Genomic DNA, 19,716 nt, shown 5'->3' on the forward strand with positions numbered 1-19,716 from the left:
CGCACCCGGCCGCGCGGACGCGGCGGCCGGGCACCGAAGGCGCCTTGCCTCCGCTATTCAAATTTGACTACGCTGCTCGCATGACCGAGACGACCATTCCGATGCTGCCCTGCCGCACCTCGCTGATCGAGACCACCGTCGGCTTCTACACGGCCCTGGGCTTCGAGACCACGTACCTCCAGAAGAGCCCGTACGCGTACGCCGTCGTCGAGCGGGGATCGGTCGAGCTCCAGCTGTACGGCATGAAGGAGTACGACCCGGCGTCCTCCCACTCCGGGTGCTACGTCCTCACCGATGACGTGGACGGCCTGCACGCGGCGTTCCGGGCGGGCCTCAAGAAGGCTTACGGGCGCGTGCCGGCACGGGGGCTGCCGCGCATCGGCCCGCTGAAGGACATGTCGTACGGGGTGCGGCAGTTCCTGGTGACCGACCCGACCGGGAACACCATCCGGATCGGGCAGCGGATCAGCGAGGACCAGAACCACCGGCCCGCACCGAAGGAGACCTTCGCCCGCGCCCTGCACATGGCGGACCTCTTCGCGGACTCCAAACAGGATCTGCCGGGCGCGGCGAAGATCATCGACCGGGCGCTGGGGCTGACGGACGAGCACCCGACTCCGGTGCAGAGGCTGCGCCTTCTCGTCCTGCGCGGGGACATCGCCCAGCGGCTGGGCGACGCGGAGCAGGCGGCGGAGCTGCTCGAAGAGGCCGCGACGGTCCGCCTCGGGGCCGAGGAGCGGGAAGCCGCCGCAGACACCCTGTCCCGGCTCGCCGAGCTGCGGGGCTGACGCCCGGCCGCCCGGTGAGGCCGCCCGGCGGACAGCGCCCGCCCTCGCCCGACACCGCCGCGCGGGCGGCGCCGTCAGGCGGACGGCGTCAGGCGGACGGCGTCAGGCGGACGGCGTCAGGCGGACGGCGTCAGGCGGACGGCGTCAGGCGGACGGCGTCAGGCGGACGGCGTCAGCTTCTGCGCGGTACTGCAATGACTGGTCCGCGCGTGCCTCCACAACTGCACGATCGTCAGGGTGAACAGCGCCGAGAACGCGACCAGGAGCACCGTCACGATCACCGCCTGCCGTCCGCCGGCCCCCCGCTCAGCCTGGAGCACCAGCCCCAGCAGGCAGAGCACCGTTCCTGCGAGGTACACGGAACGGATGCGGCGGAGCTGCCGCACAGCGCGAGGGGCGAGGGCTACACGCTTCATGAGGGCCATGCCCGCCGGTTACCCCGAGGTGGGCCGCTCTACGCCGCGGCGGCCCGCCCGGTCGCGGTTGCTCCGCTCGACCCGGGCGCCGGGGCCGACGGACGAGCACAGGACTCCGGTGCGGAGGCTGCGCCTTCTCGTCCTGCGCGGGGACATCGCCCAGCGGCCGGGCGACGCGGAGCAGGCGGCGGAGCCGCTCGAAGAGGCCGCGACGGTCCGCCTCGGGGCCGAGGAGCGGGAAGCCGCCGCCGACACCCTGTCCCGGCTCGCCGAGCTGCGGGGCTGCCCCCTACTCCGCAGTCCGGCCGGACCGGCTCCGCCGCCCGCCGGGTCCGGCCGTGCCGCGCCCCGGCTCACCTCGGCGGGTCCTCGCCCGTCAGCCCGTCGACCGACTCGCGGATGAGGTCGGCGTGGCCGACGTGGCGGGCGTACTCCTCGATGAGGTCCAGCAGGATGCGGCGGAGGTTCGGGCGTTCGCCGCCGCGCGTGACGTACGCCCCGAGCTGGTCCAGGCCGCCACCCGCGCTCAGCGCCGCGTCGACGACGGCCCGGGAGCGGGCCGCCGATTCCCGCCAGAGCGCGCACAGTTGCTCAGGGGTGTCCTGGGCGGCGGAGCGGTAGGCCCAGTCGGGGTCGCCGTCCCAGTCGACCGCGTCCCAGGGGGCGCCGACCGGAGCGCCGAGCCACAGGCGGGCGAAGTGGCTGTCCTCCACGTGGGCCAGGTGCTTGAGCAGGCCGCCCAGCGTGACGGCGGACGCGCCGACCGTGGTGTTCAGTCCGGCGGCGTCCAGGCCGGAGCACTTCCAGGCGAGCGTGGCCCGCTGGCGCTCCAGGGCGCCGAGGACGGCTGCCGCCTCGGTGCCGGCGAGAGGCGGTTCGGGCCAGGCTTCCGCCGTGTTCTCGGGCATGGCTTCCGCCACGCGCTCGGGCATGGCTTCCGCCGTGGCCCCCACCGTGTTCTCCGTCATGACGGAGAACGGTAGCGGAGCCGGAGAAGCGGAATGGGGCCCGGCCTCGCGGCCGGACCCCCTCGCTTTCCCCTCCCGTCGGGCCTTCCCGTTCCCCCCGGACCCCTCCCCGGAAGTCCCGACGCCATGTGTGACCCGGGAGGGTACGCAAAGGTTGCATCCCTTGACGATCTCTTTACCCGAGGCTCTGTGCGCGGCTCTCAGCAGGCATGTTGCACATAGCGCTCCGCCACTTCCGCCAGGGCCTCGGCCCCGTCGCGGGCCCACAGCGCCTCGTTGAAGATCTCCACCTCGATCGGCCCGTCGAAGCCGGCGGCCTCCACCCGGCGGCGGAACGCGCGGAAGTCCACGCTGCCGTCGCCCAGTTGGCCCCGGCCCAGCAGGACGCCCGCCGGGAGCGGGGTGATCCAGTCGGCCAACTGGAAGGAGTGGATGCGGCCGCCCGCACCCGCGCGGGCGATCTCGACCGGGGCCCGGTCGTCCCACCAGAGGTGGTACGTGTCGACGACCACCCCGACCTGCTCGGCCGGGAAGCGCTCCGCGAGGTCCAGGGCCTGGCCGAGCGTGGAGACGACGCAGCGGTCGGAGGCGTACATCGGGTGCAGGGGTTCGATCGCCAGGCGCACACCGCGCGTCGCCGCGTACGGGGCCAGTTCCGCCAGCGCGTCGGCGACCCGCTCCCGGGCCCCGTGCAGATCGCGGCTGCCGGGCGGGAGGCCGCCGGAGACCAGGACCAGGGTGTCGGTGGACAGGGCCGCCGCCTCGTCGATCGCCGCCCGGTTGTCGTCCAGGGCGCGGGCGCGGGCCGCCGGGTCGAGTGCGGTGAAGAAGCCGCCCCGGCAGAGGCTGGTGACGGTGAGCCCGGCATCCGCCAGGAGCCTGGCCGTGCGCTCGACGCCGTACGCCTGCACCGGGGCCCGCCAGAGGCCCACCATGCCGATGCCCGCCTTGACGCAGCCCTCGGTCAGCTCGGGCAGCGACCACTGCTTGATGGTCTCCTGGTTGAGCGAGAGACGGGAGAGGTGGTCGTCGCTCATCGTGCGCCTCCGTGGACCGTGAGCAGGGAGCGCATCCGGTGTTCGGCCAGGTCCGGGTCCGGGAACAGGCCCAGACCGTCCGCCAGTTCGTACGCCTTCGCCAGATGCGGGAGCGAGCGCGCCGACTGGAGTCCGCCCACCATCGTGAAGTGCTCCTGGTGGCCGGAGAGCCAGGCCAGGAACACCACACCCGTCTTGTAGAAGCGGGTCGGCGGCCGGAAGAGGTGGCGGGAGAGCTCGACCGTGGGGTCCAGGAGGGCCCGGAAGCCGTCCACGTCTCCCGTGTCCAGCACCCGTACCGCGTGCGCCGCCAGCGGTCCCAGCGGGTCGAAGATGCCCAGCAGCGCGTGGCTGAAGCCGCGTTCGTCGCCCGCGATGAGTTCCGGGTAGTTGAAGTCGTCGCCCGTGTAGCAGCGCACCCCGCCCGGGAGGCGGCGGCGTACGTCGATCTCGCGGGCCGCGTCCAGGAGGGAGATCTTGATGCCGTCGACCTTGTCGGGGTGTTCGGCGATGACCTTGAGAAAGGCGTCCGTGGCCCCGTCGAGGTCGGTGCTGCCCCAGTAGCCCGCGAGGGCCGGGTCGAACATCGGGCCCAGCCAGTGCAGGATCACCGGCTCCGACGCCTGGCGCAGGAGGTGGGCGTAGGTGGCGAGGTAGTCCTCCGGGCCCCGCGCGGCGCGGACCAGCGCGCGGGAGGCCATGAGGATCGGCTGGACGCCGTTCTCCTCGGCCAGGGCCAACTGCTCCTCGTACGCCGCCGTGACCTCGGCCAGGGTGGGCGTCCCGGCGCCGGACAGCTGGTCGGTGCCCACGCCGCAGGCGATCCTGCCGCCCACCGCCCTCGCCTCGGCGGCCGAGCGGCGGATCAGTTCGGCGGCGCCCGCCCAGTCCAGGCCCATGCCGCGCTGCGCGGTGTCCATGGCCTCCGCGACGCCCAGGCCGTGCGCCCACAGGTGGCGGCGGAAGGCGAGCGTGGACTCCCAGTCGACGGCGGCCGGGTCGTCCGGGCTGATGTCCGCGTACGGGTCCGCGACCACGTGCGCCGCCGAGAAGACCGTACGGGAGGTGGGGGCCGCCGCTCCCGGAGCGAGGTCGAGCGGTGTGGCGCGGGGCGTGTAGGGGCCCTGCGGGAGGTGGATCGTCATGTCAGCGGCCTCCGGCGGCGCCGCGCACCGGTCGGGCGGGTCACAGGGTCAGCTCCGGGATGTCGAAGCGGCGGCCCTCGGCGGACGACTTCAGCCCCAGCTCGGCCAGTTGGACGCCCCGGGCGCCGGCCAGCAGGTCCCAGGTGTACGGCTCGCCCAGGGCGACGTGGCGCAGGAACAGCTCCCACTGCGCCTTGAACCCGTTGTCGAACTCCTGGTTGTCCGGGATCTCCTGCCACTGGTCGCGGAACGGCTCGGTGACCGGGAGGTCCGGGTTCCAGACCGGCTTGGGGGTCGACGAGCGGTGCTGGACACGGCAGTTGCGCAGCCCGGCGACGGCGGAGCCGTGGGTGCCGTCGACCTGGAACTCCACCAGCTCGTCGCGGTTGACGCGGACCGTCCAGGAGGAGTTGATCTGCGCGACGGCCCCGCCCGCCAGTTGGAAGATGCCGTACGCGGCGTCGTCGGCGGTCGCCTCGTACGGCTTGCCCCGCTCGTCCCAGCGCTGCGGAACGTGCGTCTGCACATGGGCCGTTACGGAGGTGACCTGGCCGAACAGCTCGTGTAGCACGTACTCCCAGTGCGGGAACATGTCGACGACGATGCCGCCGCCGTCCTCCGCGCGGTAGTTCCACGACGGGCGCTGGGCCTCCTGCCAGTCGCCCTCGAAGACCCAGTAGCCGAACTCGCCGCGCACGGAGAGGATCTCGCCGAAGAAACCGCCGTCGATCAGGCGCTTCAGCTTCAGCAGGCCCGGCAGGAAGATCTTGTCCTGGACGACGCCGTGCTTGATGCCCGCGTCCCGGGCGAGCCGGGCCAGGTCGAGGGCGCCTTCGACGTCCGTGGCGGTCGGCTTCTCGGTGTAGACGTGCTTGCCCGCCTCGATCGCCTTCTTGATCGCCTCCACCCGGGCCGAGGTGACCTGGGCGTCGAAGTAGATGTCGATCGTGTCGTCCGCGAGGACCGCGTCCAGGTCGGTCGACCACTCGGTCAGGCCGTGGCGCTCGGCGAGCTCCTCCAGGGCGTGGGCGCGGCGGCCGACGAGCACGGGCTCGGGCCACAGCACCTCGCCGTCGCCGAGATCCAGGCCCCCCTGCTCGCGGATCGCGAGGATCGAGCGCACCAGGTGCTGCCGGTATCCCATGCGTCCCGTGACGCCGTTCATGGCGATGCGCACTGTCCTGCGTGTCACGAAGGTCCCTCCATACAGCCGTAGCAAGCGCTTTCTATCCGAGATGACGCTAGCCTGCCGACAGCGGCCGGACAAGAGGGGGCCGCACGTGATCTCACGGAGGACAGCGATGACAGTCACCCTGGCGGATGTGGCGGCCCGCGCCCGGGTGTCCCCGGCCACCGTCTCGCGTGTGCTGAACGGCAACTACCCGGTGGCGGCGTCGACCCGGGAGCGGGTCCTGCGCGCGGTGGACGACCTGGACTACGTGCTCAACGGGCCCGCGAGCTCGCTCGCCGCGGCCACCTCGGACCTGGTCGGCATCCTGGTCAACGACATCGCCGACCCGTTCTTCGGCATCATGGCGGGGGCGGCCCAGACGCAGATCGGCGGCCCCGGGGACGGTTCGGGACGGGCGGGCGGCGAGAAGCTGGCCGTCATCTGCAACACCGGCGGCTCCCCGGAGCGCGAACTCACCTACCTCACCCTTCTCCAGCGCCAGCGCGCCGCCGCCGTCGTCCTCACCGGCGGCGCGGTCGAGAACCCGGCGCACCAGGCCGCGATGTCCGCGAAGCTGGCGAAGCTCGCGGACGCGGGCACCCGGATCGTCTTCTGCGGGCGGCCCCCGCTGCCCGAGGGCGACGCGCTCGTCGCCGCGCTCGCGTTCGACAACCGGGGCGGCGGACGCCGGCTCGCCGAGCACCTGATCTCGCTCGGCCACCGCAGGATCGGTTACGTCGCCGGGCCCCCGGAGCGCACCACCACCCGGCACCGGCTGGAGGGCCACCGGGAGGCGCTGCGCGCGGCCGGACCGGACACCGCCCCGGGCGGGGCAGGCGGGGGCTCCGACGATCAGGAGCTGCTCACCGTGCACGGCCCCTACGACCGGCGCTCCGGCTACGAGGCCACCCTCGAACTCCTGCGCAGGGCACCGGACGTGACCGCGATCGTGGCCGCCAACGACACCGTGGCGCTGGGCGCGTGCGCGGCCGTACGGGACCAGGGGATGCGGATCCCCCAGGACATCTCGGTCGCGGGCTTCGACGACCTGCCGTTCTCCGTGGACGCGGTGCCGGCCCTGACGACGGTGCGGCTACCGCTCTTCGAGGCGGGCGCGCGGGCCGGCCGGCTGGCGATGGGCAAGGAGGACCCGCCGCCCGGCGGCATCGCGACCATCGCGGCCGAGCTGATGATCCGGGGCTCCACGGCGGCGCCCCGGGGGTGAGCAGGGTCAGGGGCGCCTCGCGCATGAGCAGGGCCCGGGGAGAGCCCGAGGACCGGTGCCTCGGACTCTGCCGGACCCGCGGGAAGCCTCTGGGCCCCGGGCCCTAAGGGCTGTCCCGCAATTCCCGGCGGGCGCGCGACGACAGCTACGGCACCTCGCCGCGTTGTCGGAACGTCCCCATACATCCAGTATGCGGACGTCCCTCCGCCTTGCGATGCACCGCATCCGACGCCGCACGCCGATCCACCGGGGATTGCGGGACAGCCCTTAGCCCAGCAGACCGAGCACCCGTCCCAGCGCGTCCGCGACCGGCTGGGCCATCGGGCCCACGCTGCTCGCGATCTGGCCGAGCCTGGCCAGGGTGAGGCCCCGCTCCGTCATGGCCTCGCGGTCCAGGGCGAGCACGGGCAGGGTCTCCTCGACCGTGCGGGCCTGTTCCGGGGTGAGGTGAGCGGTGAGGTCACGGAGGCGGGCGGTCAACTCCTGTACGGCAGCGCGGAGTTCCGGGTCCTGGGTGGTGGATCCGACGATGCCGTAGTTGATCCCGATCACCTGCTCTCCCCGCTGGTTGAAGACGGGGCCGTTGTAGGTCGTGCGGTGCGTCGGTTCGGTCACAGCTTGATCCCCGTGTTCGTCCCGCCGTTCTGGTTGAAGACGGGGCCGTTGTAGTTGTTCAACTCGTTGACGTACGCCGTGAACTCGGCCTCCGGGTGGTTGATCGCATGGACGATCTGCCCGGCGATCGTCCGCAGCTCGTCCACGGTCGGCAGCGTCACGACCGCCAGGGAGCCGCCGGCCGTCTCCACGGCCAGGATCGGCTTCGCCGGCTCGAAGAGTTCCTTGATGAAGTAGACGGCCAGACCGATCACGAAGACGAGGAACATCGGATTCCCGTTGTCCTTGACATCCGGGTCACTTTCGCTCGCCGCGATCACCACCACATAGAAGACGCCGGTGAGCGCCAGCCACTTCACGAAGCTGAGAAAAGTCGCACCTCGTTGCGGCTTGAGCTTCGTGGCCTCCACCCGGGTGAGATTCTCCAGCGGGAAGGCCGCCGATCCGATCCAGAGCATGCGTTGGTTGACCGCGACCTCCAGGACTCCGCCGGGACGCGGCAACGGCGGTATGGGTGGCCGCTCGTGCGGAGGTCCGGCCGGAGGACCCGGCGGCGGCGGTGGTGAGGGCTGCGGTGGCGAGGCGGGCCGCGCCGGTGGTGGCCCGGACAGCTGTCCGGACGGTGGCGTAGATCTCTGCGGCCGCCCGAAGCTTCCTGTGGTGTCCATGTGCTCCCCCGTGCACTCGTTCACTCACCCCGCGCTCGCGGGAGCCCTATTAAGCAGCACCGCGGCTCCGCACGGGAGGCGAGAAGTAGCCATTTCCTGAATACGCCGCCGCCCGTGGCCGGTGCCTGCGGGACCGGAGGGGCGAAAGATGGGGGCGACTCCCCCATGCGCCCGCACCCACTCCCCCACCACGATGGACGCGGGCGGCCCGACCGGGGCCGGCCCAGGACCGGGGAGGTGCGGAGCGATGGCGGAGAAGGATCTGATCGACAGAGGTACGAGTCGTCGCCTCGCCCCCGCTGCCGCCGTCGGGTCCGCCGCTGTTCCCGCCGGTCCCGTCGCCGCTGCTCCCTTCGATTCCGTCGCCGCCGTCTCCGCCACCGGAGAGCCGTGGTGGCTCCCCGGGGTCGTCGGCGGCAGCCCCTCCGGCGAACCCGGCTGGGCGGTCTTCGCCCGGGAGGCCGTCGCCTCGGCGCCGCGTGACGTGGCGGTCGCCGACCGGGCGTACCCCGGACTCAGCGGCTTCGGGCCGGTCGTCGCACCGCTCGTGGAGGCGGCGGCCCGGCGGCTCCGGGACGCGCTCGCGAAGGACGGCGCGGCGGCAGACGGCTCCTCGCCCCTCCTGGCGGACTTCCGGCGGCAGCTGACGCGCCGGCTGTCCCGGATCGCGGCGCGCACCCTCGTCACGGAACTGCACGAGGCCCGGCGGCTGGGCCGGTTGAGCGGCGAGGGGCCCGAGGAGCGCTTCCGGGACTTCGTGACGCTGACCGCCCGCCGCGACGGCCTCGCCCTGCTCGTCACCGGCTACCCCGTGCTGGCCCGCCTCCTCGCGACGGCCTGCCTGAACGCCGGGGACGCGTTCGCGGAGATGGCCGTGCGGCTCGCCGCCGACCGGCACCTGCTGGCCCCGTCGGGGGTGCTCGGCGACCGGGCCGGTTCCCCGGAGGGCGGGCTCGGCGGGAGCGCGGGCCCCGGGGCGCTCATCGGTGTCGAGGCCGGGGCGGGCGACAGCCATCGCGGGGGCCGGTCGGTGATGCTGCTGCGGTTCGCCGACGGCACCCGGCTCGTCTACAAGCCGCGTCCGCTCGCCGCGCACCGGCACTTCAACGCCCTGGCCGAGTGGTTCGGTTCGCTGCCCGGCGCCCCGGAGCTGCGGGTGCTGCGCGTCCTGGACCGGGGGGAGTACGGCTGGGCCGAGTTCGTCGAGGAGCGGCCCTGCGCCTCGGCGGCGGAGACCCGGCAGTTCTACCGGCGCCAGGGTGCGCTGCTGGCCCTGCTGCACACGCTGGACGGTACGGATCTGCACCACGAGAACCTGATCGCCTGCGGCCCGCACCCGGTGCTGGTCGATGTGGAGACCCTGTTCCACCCGCCGCTGGGGCCCGCCCGGTCGCCCGATCCGGCCGCCCGGGCCCTGCACGACTCGGTCCACCGGGTGGGCCTGCTGCCGCAGTTGCTCGTCGGGGACACCACCGCGCTCGACATGTCCGCCATCGGCGGGGGCCGGGCCGCGTCGTCGCCGATCGAGACCGCCGACTGGGCGGACGCCGGAACCGACCGCATGCGGCTGGTGCGGCGGGCGGGCCGCTTCACCGAGTCCGCCAACCGGCCCCGGCTGGGCGGCGTGGCGGCCGACCCCTCCGCGTACACCGAGACCCTGTGCGGCGGCTTCCGGGCCGGATACACCGCGATCAGCGAGTATCGGAGCGAACTCCTCGGCACGGACGGGCTGTTGCGGCTCTTCGCCCGGGACGAGGTGCGCGTCGTACCCCGGCCGACCTGGACGTACACGACGCTGCTGGACGAGTCGACCCACCCCGACCTGATGCGGGACGCCACCGAACGGCACCAGGTCCTCTCGCTGCTGCGCACCCCGCTCCTGGGCGTGCCCGTGCTGCCCGGCGTGGAGGACGAGGAGGTCGCCGAGCTGTGGTGCGGTGACGTACCGGTCTTCGGCACCCGGCCGGGCTCCACGGAGGTGTGGAGCGGCACCGGCCGTACGGTCCCGGGGCAGCCCGGCGGCGACCCCGCCGGCCCCACCGGGCTGGCGCGCGTCGAGGCGAAGGTGCGCGCGATGGACACCGTGGACCGCCAGGACCAGGAACGGATCATCCGGGCCGCCATGGTGAGCACCTCGCCCGAGCCGCCGCACCGGGCGGCGCCGGGCGGCCGGTCGCGGAGCGCGGCGACCGCACCGGAGCCCGAGCAACTGCTCTCCGCCGCACGGTCGGTGGGCGACCAGCTCGTCTCCCTCGCCTACCGGCACGAGCGCCGCACCAACTGGATCGGGCTCGAACTGCTCGGCGAGCGCTACTGGCGGCTCACGCCGATGGCGGCCGACCTCGCGGGCGGTTACACCGGGCCCGCGCTCTTCCTGGCGCAGCTGGCCGCGCTCACCGGCGCCTCCCGGTACGCGGAGGCGGCCCGCGAGGCGCTCACCCCGGTCCCGGGGCTGCTGGACGCGCTGCACGGGCGGGCCGAAGAGCTCGGGTCCCTGGGCTCCGGCGCCTTCGCGGGCCTCGGCGGCATCGCGTACGCGCTGACCGAGGTGGGCACGCTGCTGGGCGACCGGGAGGTGCTGGACCAGGCCGGTCCGGCCGTCCGGCTGAGCTGCGCGGCGAACGCGGCCGAGGACGGGTACGGGGTGCGCGGCGGGGCGGCGGGCGGGCTCGTCTCGATGCTCGCGGTGCACCGCGCCACCGGCCGCCCGGAGGCTTGGCGTGGCGCCGAGCGCTGCGCCGAGCGGGTCACCGCCGCCCCGCTCCCGGACACCGGGGGCTTCGCCGACGGGGCGGCGGGGATCGGCTGGGCGCTGCTGCGCTTCGCCGGGGCCGGGGGCGACGCCCGCCACCGGAGCGCCGGGCTGGCGGCCCTGCGCCGGGCGACGGCCGGAGCCACCCGCGTGACCGTCGCCACCGCCGCCGGAGCGCCGAACGGTACGGCTCCCGGGGCGACCCGCGAAACGGCGGCCGGACCGGCCGCCGGGCCCGCCTGGTGCGACGGGGTGGCCGGAATCGCGCTGGCGATCGCGGACAGCCCCGACGCGCTGGCGGACCCGGAGCTGTCCGGCTGGCTCGCGGCGCGCTCCGGCGAGCTGGCGGGCATCGGGCCGCTCGCCGACGACAGCCTGTGCCACGGGGAGTCGGGGCTGCTCGAACTCCTCGGCCACAGCGCGCTGCCCACCGCACGGCCCGCGTGGATACGCCGCGCCGGGACGCTGCTGGCCTCGGCGGACCGGGCGGGCCCGCAGTGCGGGACTCCCGGCCACGTACCGCACCCGGGGCTGCTCACCGGGCTGTCGGGGATCGGGCACGGGCTGCTGCGGGCCGGGTTCCCGGACCGGATCGGGTCCGCCCTGCTCCTGCGCCCTTCCGGCCCCCCGGCCGAACCACGGCTCTGACGACGACCACCTCACCAGGACCACGACCGGCAACACCACGACCATCACCACCAGCCGCACCACGACCAGCCGTACCAGCAGCACCACCACCATCACCATCACCATCACCATCACCCAGAGGATGAGGCAGAGATGAAGCAGTTCGGTGACATGGCCCTGCAGGCGTCCGGCGAGATCGCGCACGAGGGCGCCTCCGAGCACCCGGCCGGGCAGATCTCCTTGGGGTCCACCGGAGGTCTCGGTGCGCGCGGCAGACTTCTCAGCGCCTCGGAGGGCGAGAGCGGCTACAGCCACGACCTGCCGTGGACCACCATGACGGCCCCTTGGTGAACCGTTCCAGCCAACTCAACCGTAAATGAGCCGAATTGGCCCGCTGCCGTAGGGGTTGGGCCTCCAGTAACCTGCGGCCATGCGAGCCACTTCGCCGGTCATCGTCGGGCGGGACGAGGAGATCGGACTGCTGAGCAGCGCCCTGGACGCCGTGCGACGGCGTTCGGGGCGCGCGCTGTTCCTCCTCGGGGAAGCCGGTATCGGCAAGTCCCGGCTGGTGGGCGAGTGCGCCTACCGGGCGTACGGGCTCGGCATGCCGGTGCTGCGCGGCCGGGCCACCTCGACCGGGCTCGTCGTCCCCTTCCGTCCGCTCGCGGAGGCGCTGGCCTCCCGGTTCCGGGCCGCGGGCACGCCGACCGATCCGGAGCTCGCGCCCTACCATCCGGCGCTGGCCCGGCTGGTCCCGGAGTGGCGCAGGGACGGGTCCCCCGGCTATCCGGAGACGGTCGTGGAGCTGGCCGAGGCGCTGCTGCGGCTGCTGTCCGTGCTGGGCCGGGAGGCGGGCTGCGCGATCCTGCTGGAGGATCTGCACGACTGCGACACGGAGACCGTCGCGGTCGTCGAGTACGTCATCGACAACCTGGCCGATCTGCCCATCCTGTTCCTGGGCACCCTGCGTCCGGAGCCGGGCGCCGCCCTGGACCTCGTACGCTCCGCCGAGCGCCGGCACACCGCGGCGGTGCGGGAGCTGGGCCCGCTCCGCGACGACCGGGTGCGGGCGCTGACGGGCGCGTGTCTGGAGGCACGTCCGGAGGAGATACCCGAGCCGGTGCACCGGCGGCTGGCCGAACGCGCGGCCGGCAACCCGTACTTGCTGGAGGTGCTGCTGGCGGATCTGCTGGACACCGGGCGGCTCCGGCGGACGGACGAGGGGTGGGAGTCGGCGGAGCAGCCGGGCGGCGCGGTGCCCTCGGACATCGTCCGCAGCTGGGCCCGCCGGCTGGAGCGGCTGGACGAGCCGGTGCGGGACCTCCTCCTGGCGTCGGCGACCCTGGGCAGCCAGTTCTCGGTGACGGTGCTCCAGACCGTCACCGGGTTCGAGGACCGGGCCCTGTTCACGCATCTGCGCTCGGCGGTGGAGGCCGGTGTCATCGCCCCGGACGGCGCGGCCCCCGACCGCTACACCTTCCGGCACTCGCTGACCGCCGAGGCCCTCATCTCCTCGCTGGCGCCGGCCGAACGCGCGTCGCTCGCCCGGCGCGCCGCCGCGGCCATCGAGCGCTCCGGGCAGCCGCTGGACGAGGACGGCCGACAGCTCGTGGCCTCGCTGCAACTGGCGGCGGGCAACCGGACGGGGGCGGCCCGCCAGTTCGCGGAGGCGGGAAGACGGATGCTCGCTTCGGGGGCGCACGGTTCCGCCGTGGTGCTGCTGGAGCGGGCGCACCCGCTGGCCGCCGAGACCGACCGGGCCGCCGTCGCCGAGTCGTTGGCGGTCGCCCGTGCCGAGGGCGGCGATCTGGACGGCGCACTGGCGCTGGCGGGCGCGCTGCCGCCGGTTCCGGCGCGTTCCGAGGCCGCCGCCCGGCGCGGCCTGATCCACATCGAGCTGGCCTGGGCGGCGGTCATGGCGGAGCGCACCGCCGACGCGGCGCTCCAGGTCGAGGCGGCCCGGATCCTGCTGGGCCCGTCCCCGCCGCCGGGCCGCCGGGCCGCGCTCGTGGTGGTCGACGGGTATCTGGCGCTGCTTCCCGGGCACGGGCAGAGACCCCGGGATCCGGCGGATTCCGAGCGGGCCGTGCGGGAGGCCGCGGAGACCGCCGAGGCCGAGGGGCTGCCCGTGGTGGCCTGTCAGGCCTGGCAGTTACTGGCGCTGCTGCGGCGCGAGGAGGGCTTCGACGCCGCGGACGCCGCACTGGAGCGGATGCTGTCGATCTCCACCGAACACGCCCTGCCGGTCTGGCGGGTGGAGGCGCTGGTGCGGCTCGGGGCGAACGCCTTCATGCGGACCGGGGACGCGGCCCGGCTGCTCTCCGCGCGGGCGGCGGCCACCGAACTGGGGGCGCTGCGGCTGACCCGCACGGTCGACGGGCTGCTCGCGATGAACGCGGTGATGTGCGCCCGGTGGGAGGAGGCGCAGGAGATCATCGACCGCTCGGCGGAGGCCAGCGCCCGGGTCGGTGACCGGTCCGCCCACCGCTATCTGCTGCTGACCGGGGCGACGATGGCCGCGCACCGGGGGCGGCGGCGGGACATGGACCGGGCACTGGCCGCGTTCCGGCGGGCCGGGGGCGAGCAGTCGCTGCTGGTGCCGCTCCGGTCGGGGCTGTGCCGGGCGTTCGGGGCGCTCCTGGAGGAGGACCGGGAGCGGGCGGCGGCGGGTCTGGACGAGGCGCTGGCCTGGGAGGCGGACCACCCGAGCTACTACTACCTGAGCGGGCGGTACGGGCTGCGGCCGCTGCTGCGGGTGCTGTCGGGCGAGGCGGGCCGGGCGGAGCTGGCGGAGGCGCGGGGTGCTCCGGGGGGCGCTCTCGCCTGGAACCGGCAGTTCCTGGAGCTGGCGGAGGCGGTGCTGCTGGGCCGGGAGGGGGACCCGGCCGGGGCCGGCCGGCTGATGGTCTCGTTCGATGTGCGGTCCGCGCCCTTCCCGGTCGTCCGCCACCTGGGCCTGCGGCTGGTCGCGGACGCGGCCCGCGCGGACGGGTGGGGCGAGCCGGTGGCGTGGCTGCGGTCCGCCGAGGAGTTCTTCTACGGGGCCGGGGTGCAGCCGGTCGCCTCCGCGTGCCGGGCGGCGCTGCGGCAGGCCGGGGCGAGCGTGGGCCAGCACCGGGGCGGCTGGGACCGGATCCCGTCGCCGCTGCGGTCCAGCGGGGTGACCCCGCGCGAGTACGAGGTGTTCGTGCTGCTTCCCGAGCGGCCCGGGAACCAGCAGATCGCCCGGCGGCTGTCCATCTCGCCCCGCACGGTGGAGAAGCACATGGCCAGTCTGCTGAGCAAGACCGGGCGCGCGGACCGGGCCGCGCTGTGCGAGTTCGCCGCCGAGTGCGCGGTCGAACCGGCCTGAGGCGGGGCCCACCCGGGCCGGCCTGGGGCGGAGCCCGCCCGAACCGGCCTGAGGCGGCGGGTCGTACCGGTCTGCGGCAGGGGCGCCGAACCTCCCGGGGCAGGGTCCGTTCCGGGGGTCATGGGGGCCGGGGCGGGCAACATGGGGGCACCGGGCGGTTTCGGTCGGGTGGCCGGGCGGAAAATGCGTGCGGGGCCCCGATGTGCGGGGGCCGGGGCGGCGGCAGGATCGGGGCGTACGTACGGCCCAGTCCGCCGCCCGTCCCCCTCCCGGAGGCCCGCTGATGACCCGACCTCCCGTCCGTACCGGCTCCGCAGGTGCGGTGTACGTCTCCCTGCTCGGCCCGCTCACGGCAAGCCTGGACGGCCGTGAGCTGCCGCTCGGCCCGCGCAAGCAGCGCCTGGTCCTCGCCACCCTGCTGGCCCGCCCCAACACCCCCGTACCGGTGGGCGTGCTGACCGACGCGGTGTGGCCGGACGATCCGCCCCGCACCGCCCGCAAGAACCTCCAGGTCTACGTCAGTGCCGCCCGCGCCCTCCTGGGGCCCGCCGGGGAGGAGGGCCGGGAGCGGGTGGTGCACGGCTGCGGGGGCTACCTCCTGCGCATCGCCGAGGGCGAGCTGGACACCCTGCGCTTCGGGGCGCTGGCCCGCGCGGGCCGGGCGGCGGCCGGGCGGGGTGATCTTCCCGGTGCGGCCCGGCTGCTGCGCGAGGCGCTGGACCTGTGGGAGGGGCCGCCGCTGAACGATCTGCGGGACTCCGCCGAGGTCACCGAGGAGGCCGACCGGCTGGAGGCCCGCTGCCTGACGGTGTTCGAGGACTGGGCGGAGACCGAGATCGAGCTGGGCCGGGCCGCCGTCGCGGTGGACGGGCTGCGGGATCTGGTGGAGCGCCATCCGCTGCGGGAGCGGCTGCGGGCCGCCTGGATGAACTGCCTGCACCAGTCGGGCCGGCAGGCCGAGGCGCTGGCGGTGTACGACGACTACCGGCAGCTGATGGCGCGGGAGCTGGGCCTGGAGCCGAGTCCGGCGATGGCGGCGCAGTACCGCTCGATGCTCGGCCGGGGCCGCGAGGCCCGGCGGCCCGGCGCCGCCCGGGAGGCGGGGAGCGCGGGGGCGCTGCCCGCCTGTACGGGGGCCTTCACCGGTCGTCGCGACGAACTGCGGGACCTGCTCGGCGTGCTGGGCGGCGGCGAGGAGCGCGTGGTGGTCGTCTCGGGCCCGGCCGGGGCGGGCAAGTCGGCTCTCGCGGTCCGGGCGGCCCATCTGCTCGCCGACCGCTTCCCCGACGGCCGCGTCCGGGTCCGGGTGCGCCGGGAGGACGGTACGGCCCGGAGCCGGGCGGAGGTCCTGGCGGAGCTGGGACGGCTGTGCGGAGTGGCCGGCGCCGCTTCCGCGGGGGCGGAGGGCGGGCCGGCGGACGTCCGCGTGGCGACAGCCGCCCTCGCGGACGCCTGGCAGGAGTGGCAGGCCCGGCGGCGGGCGCTGGTCGTCCTGGACGACGTGCCGGACGAGGCGTCCGTACGGGGGCTGCTGTCCCGTTCGGGGAAGTGTTCCGTACTGATCACCGCCCGGGGGCAGTTGGCGGGTCTCGCCCCGGTGCACCGGATCGCGTTGCCCGCGCTGGCGGACGGTGAGGCGCTGGAGCTGCTGGGGAAGCTGATCGGGGCGGGGCGGCTGCGGGCGGACCGGGCGGCGGCGTTGCGGATCGTCCGGGCCTGCGGGGGGCTGCCGTTGGCCGTGGAGGTGAGCGGGATGCGGCTGGCGGTGCTGCGGCATCTGCCGCTGGCGGAGTACGCGGCCCGGCTCGACGACCCGTCGGCCGCGCTGGACGAACTGGTCGCCGGGGACGTGTCCGTACGGCATCGGATCGCGTCCGGCTGGCAGGACCTGGCGGACGGCGACCGGTCGGTGCTGGGGCGGCTGGCGGGGCTCGCCGAGGACGGGGGCTTCACCCTGGACCGGGCCACGGAGGCGCTGGGCTGCGGGGAACGGGCGGCGATCCGGGCCGTGGAGTCGCTGATCGACGCGGGTGCGGTGACCTCGCCCGCCGGGGAGGTCACCGCGCACGCCGCGCTCTACGAGGTGCCGCGCCTGCTCGGCCTGTACGCCCGCGAGCGGGAGGCCGCCGACCGGCCCGGTGGTCGGGCCGAGCGGGAGGCCGCCGACCTGCTGGGCGTGGAGGCCGCCGCCCGCCCCGGAGTTCCGGCCGTGCGGGAGGCTCCCGACCGGGCGGGCGCGGAGGCCGTGCGGGAGGCCCCCGGCCGGGCGGGCGCGGAGGCCGTGCGGGAGGCCCCCGGCCGGGCGGGCGTACCGGCTTCCGCGCTCATCCCAGGGTGAGCAGTTCCAGCAGATCGTCCGGCCGGTCGCCGGCGGGGGCCCCGCACGAGGGTCCGCCGGCTTCCGCGCCGGCCAGGAAGTGCAGGGACATCAGCAGCCCCGCCGCTCCGGTGGCCAGGTCGGCGGAGCAGCGCATCAGACCCGCCCCCGGGACGAGCAGCCGGTCCTCGTCGGCGACCAGGTGCCAGGACAGGTTGCGTACGGAGGCCAGGACCCCGGCGTCCGTACGGCCGTCCGGCGACAGGGCGCCCGCCACGGCCATGAGCCCCGCCCGGCCGGTGAACAGGCCCGGCTCGCGGACGAACTCGAAGGCGCAGCCCTTGGCGACCCCGGGCAGCAGGGCGGCGAGTCCGGGAGAGTCGCGGCGGGCCAGATAGGCCCGGGCCACCAGGGCGAGACCACCGCTCCCCTGGTCCAGGTAGAGGAAGTGCCGCCGGCCGTCCTTCACCTGGACGGTGCCGTCCGGCATGGTCACGCAGTGGGCCGCCTCCGCCTCCAGGGCCCGGCCCGCGGCCGCCAGGAACCGCTCGTCGCCGGTCAGGGCGTGCAGTTCGAGGTGGAGCAGGGCCGCTCCGCTCAGCCCGCGCAGCAGCCCCGCCGACGCGGGCGCGCGCAGCCCCGGCACGGACTCGCCCCGCACCAGCCGGTCCAGGTCGTGGGCGGTGCGGGCGGCGGCGTCGACGAGGTCGTGGTCGGCCTCGGCACCGGCCGGCCCGCCCCCCGCGAGGTCCGGCCGGGCCAGGCGCAGCGCGGCGAGCGCGATGCCCGCGCGGCCGTTCATGAGGTCGGCCGAGGCGGGCTGGGGTGCGGCGGCGGACCGTTCGAAGAGTTCCCGGCCCTCCTCGCGGCGGCCCAGCGCGGACAGCACCACCGCCGTGCCCGGCAGCCCGCCGTAGAGGCCGCCCGGCGCCGCCGGGTCCCGTCGCCGGGCCGTGTCGGCGAGCCAGTCGGTCCAGGCGCGCGGCACCGGGGCGCCGGTGCGGTGCAGGGCGTGGAGCACCCCGGCCGCGCCGTGCGCGACATCGCTCCCGCCGGTCGAGAAGACCTCGGGGTCCCCGGGGAAGAGGCGGTCGGTGCGCTCGGGCGTCGCCCCCGCGTGGATGCCCCGCAGCAGCCTCTCCCGCAGCCCGGCCCAGTCCGGCTCGGGTCCGTCGAGCAGCGCGGCGGTCTCCCTCTCGCGGGCGTCGGTGCTCTCCGCGGCCCGCAGCGCCGCCGGCCGGGGCGGTCCCGCCGCGGCGTCGAGGCCGTACCTCCGGCGGGCCCACCGTTCCAGGGTCAGGGCCTTCGCCCGGTCGTGGCCGGCCATCTCCATGATGGGCATCAGCATGTAGAGCCAGGTCGCCCAGAGCGCGTAGGCGTCGGCGTCCGCGCCGGTGGTCCCGGCGGGCGCCTGGAGTCCCGGGGCGCCCGCGACCGGGGTGTCCCGGTCGTCGAGGGCCGTGGCGTACTCGAAGTCGATCAGGGCCACGCGGCCGTCGGGGCGGATGATGATGTTGGAGGGGTGGAGGTCGCCGAAGCGCAGACCGCGCGCGTGGACGGCGGCCAGCGCCTCGGTCAGCCGCTCGGTCACGGAGTCCACCCAGGCGGTGTACGGGGCGAGTTCGGCGGCCGTGCCGGTGCTGTGGAGCAGCGCGAAGCGGCCGACGATCTCCTCCAGGAGGGTGGTCCCCCCGATGTGCTCCTCGATCAGGAAGTGGTGCTCCCACACGGTCCGTACGCCGTACACCTCGGGAACGCAGTCCAGCCCGGCGAGCGCGGTCAGGGCCCGGTGCTCGCGGTGCAGCCGGGTCACCGCGTCGTCGCCCGCCTCGTCCAGCCCGCTGTGCGGCCGGGCCTCGCGGAGCACCACCTGACGGCCGGTCTCCCGGTGCCGGGCCAGGTAGATGCCGCCCGCGTTGGAGAACTGGAGGGACTCGGAGACGTCGTAGGGGAAGGCGGCGTCCCCGGCGGCGGCGCGGGCCGCCAGGTGCGGGCGCAGTGCGTCGGGCACGGTGACCCACGGCGGCACCCGGAACACCACTCCGCGCTCGTCGGGCACCAGCTCGCCCGAGGGGTGGCGCAGGGCCAGCACCCGTTCGCCGTCCTCGTCGAGGCACCAGCGGGAGACGAACGCCCCGTACCGGACGTACACCGGGGCGTCGCCGATCCGCAGGTCGCTGAGGATGTAGGGGCCGCGGCGGCCGGCGAGGGCGCGGGTCAGCTCGTCCAGCACCCGCAGGAACACGGTCTCGTCCGGCGGGTAGAGGGTGATGAACTTCCCGGCGCCCGCACGGGACATGTACTTGCCGGACATCAGCAGGAGCGCCCGCTCGCTGCGGAGGAACTTGAACGGCACTCCGTGGGCCCGGCAGATCCGGGCGGTGTCGAGCAGGGTCTTCTCGGCCTCCTCCGGGACGGTGGAGACGTGGATCTTCCAGCCCTGCCCGGCCGGTTCGCGGTCCTCGGGGAGCAGGGAGGTCCACAGGCCGCCGGCCACCCGCCGCCAGCCGTCGGCCGGTGGTTCGGAGTCCAGCGGGTAGCGGGTGCCCGCGTCCTCCAGCCGGGCGGGGGTCTCGTAGTACGTGCGGTCGGCGAGGCAGTAGAGCTGGGTCTGGTGGAGACCGGGCACGGGTTC

Annotated in this window: 14 protein-coding genes and 1 pseudogene; 7 read left to right on the plus strand and 8 right to left on the minus strand. The window is 75.0% G+C overall.

Annotated features, from left to right (window positions below):
- Positions 1–80 precede the first annotated feature (80 nt).
- Positions 81–788, plus strand: a complete 708-nt coding sequence (locus OG245_RS12040) for a bleomycin resistance protein (protein WP_371623514.1) — start codon at positions 81–83, stop codon at positions 786–788.
- Between the two features lie 158 nt (positions 789–946).
- On the opposite strand, the gene OG245_RS12045 is transcribed toward OG245_RS12040, so the two are convergent.
- On the minus strand, positions 947–1,213 hold the full coding sequence (locus tag OG245_RS12045; protein ID WP_371623515.1) for a hypothetical protein: 267 nt from the start codon (positions 1,211–1,213) through the stop codon (positions 947–949).
- 73 nt (positions 1,214–1,286) lie between these two features.
- On the opposite strand from OG245_RS12045, the pseudogene OG245_RS12050 reads away from it, so the two are divergent.
- A pseudogene (locus OG245_RS12050) lies at positions 1,287–1,484 on the plus strand (VOC family protein); the annotation flags it as partial.
- Positions 1,485–1,557: 73 nt separating this feature from the next.
- Here the strand turns inward: OG245_RS12050 and OG245_RS12055 are convergent.
- The 4 genes from OG245_RS12055 to OG245_RS12070 all read right to left on the minus strand — a co-directional run bounded on the left by OG245_RS12055 (position 1,558) and on the right by OG245_RS12070 (position 5,546).
- On the minus strand, positions 1,558–2,112 hold the full coding sequence (locus OG245_RS12055) for a DinB family protein (RefSeq protein ID WP_371627865.1): 555 nt from the start codon (positions 2,110–2,112) through the stop codon (positions 1,558–1,560).
- 260 nt (positions 2,113–2,372) lie between these two features.
- Positions 2,373–3,209: a sugar phosphate isomerase/epimerase family protein gene (locus OG245_RS12060; protein ID WP_371623516.1), complete on the minus strand. Its 837-nt coding sequence runs from the start codon at positions 3,207–3,209 to the stop codon at positions 2,373–2,375.
- Positions 3,206–4,354, minus strand: coding sequence for a dihydrodipicolinate synthase family protein (locus OG245_RS12065; protein WP_371623517.1), 1,149 nt, complete (start codon positions 4,352–4,354; stop codon positions 3,206–3,208). Before OG245_RS12065 ends, OG245_RS12060 begins: the two co-directional genes overlap by 4 nt.
- Before the next feature lie 40 nt (positions 4,355–4,394).
- Positions 4,395–5,546 (minus strand): Gfo/Idh/MocA family protein, encoded by a 1,152-nt coding sequence (locus OG245_RS12070; RefSeq protein ID WP_371623518.1) that lies wholly within the window; start codon positions 5,544–5,546, stop codon positions 4,395–4,397.
- A 109-nt stretch (positions 5,547–5,655) separates the two neighbouring features.
- Here OG245_RS12070 and OG245_RS12075 point away from each other — a divergent pair, with 109 nt between their 5' ends.
- Positions 5,656–6,750 (plus strand): LacI family DNA-binding transcriptional regulator, encoded by a 1,095-nt coding sequence (locus OG245_RS12075; RefSeq protein WP_371623519.1) that lies wholly within the window; start codon positions 5,656–5,658, stop codon positions 6,748–6,750.
- Positions 6,751–7,017: 267 nt separating this feature from the next.
- Here the strand turns inward: OG245_RS12075 and OG245_RS12080 are convergent, their stop codons facing one another.
- Positions 7,018–7,365, minus strand: coding sequence for a hypothetical protein (locus OG245_RS12080; RefSeq protein WP_371623520.1), 348 nt, complete (start codon positions 7,363–7,365; stop codon positions 7,018–7,020).
- Positions 7,362–7,868, minus strand: coding sequence for a DUF6232 family protein (locus OG245_RS12085; RefSeq protein ID WP_371623521.1), 507 nt, complete (start codon positions 7,866–7,868; stop codon positions 7,362–7,364). The genes OG245_RS12080 and OG245_RS12085 overlap by 4 nt, the downstream gene beginning before the upstream one ends.
- 412 nt (positions 7,869–8,280) lie before the next feature.
- Here OG245_RS12085 and OG245_RS12090 point away from each other — a divergent pair, with 412 nt between their 5' ends.
- From OG245_RS12090 to OG245_RS12105, 4 genes are all read left to right on the plus strand, one after another.
- Complete coding sequence (locus OG245_RS12090; RefSeq protein ID WP_371623522.1) at positions 8,281–11,433, plus strand: type 2 lanthipeptide synthetase LanM family protein; 3,153 nt, start codon at positions 8,281–8,283, stop codon at positions 11,431–11,433.
- A gap of 132 nt (positions 11,434–11,565) precedes the next feature.
- On the plus strand, positions 11,566–11,763 hold the full coding sequence (locus tag OG245_RS12095; RefSeq protein WP_371623523.1) for a hypothetical protein: 198 nt from the start codon (positions 11,566–11,568) through the stop codon (positions 11,761–11,763).
- Between the two features lie 79 nt (positions 11,764–11,842).
- The gene (locus tag OG245_RS12100) at positions 11,843–14,764 is read left to right on the plus strand and encodes an AAA family ATPase (protein ID WP_371623524.1); all 2,922 of its coding nucleotides are present in this window, start codon (positions 11,843–11,845) and stop codon (positions 14,762–14,764) included.
- A gap of 283 nt (positions 14,765–15,047) precedes the next feature.
- Entirely contained in the window at positions 15,048–17,102 is a 2,055-nt protein-coding gene (locus OG245_RS12105; protein ID WP_371623525.1) for a BTAD domain-containing putative transcriptional regulator, read from the plus strand.
- On the opposite strand, the gene lanKC is transcribed toward OG245_RS12105, so the two are convergent.
- Positions 17,089–19,710: a class III lanthionine synthetase LanKC gene (gene lanKC, locus OG245_RS12110; protein WP_371623526.1), complete on the minus strand. Its 2,622-nt coding sequence runs from the start codon at positions 19,708–19,710 to the stop codon at positions 17,089–17,091. The genes OG245_RS12105 and lanKC overlap by 14 nt on opposite strands.
- Positions 19,711–19,716: the final 6 nt, after the last annotated feature.

The sequence above is a fragment of the Streptomyces sp. NBC_01116 genome (genome assembly GCF_041435495.1).
Taxonomy (GTDB): domain Bacteria; phylum Actinomycetota; class Actinomycetes; order Streptomycetales; family Streptomycetaceae; genus Streptomyces.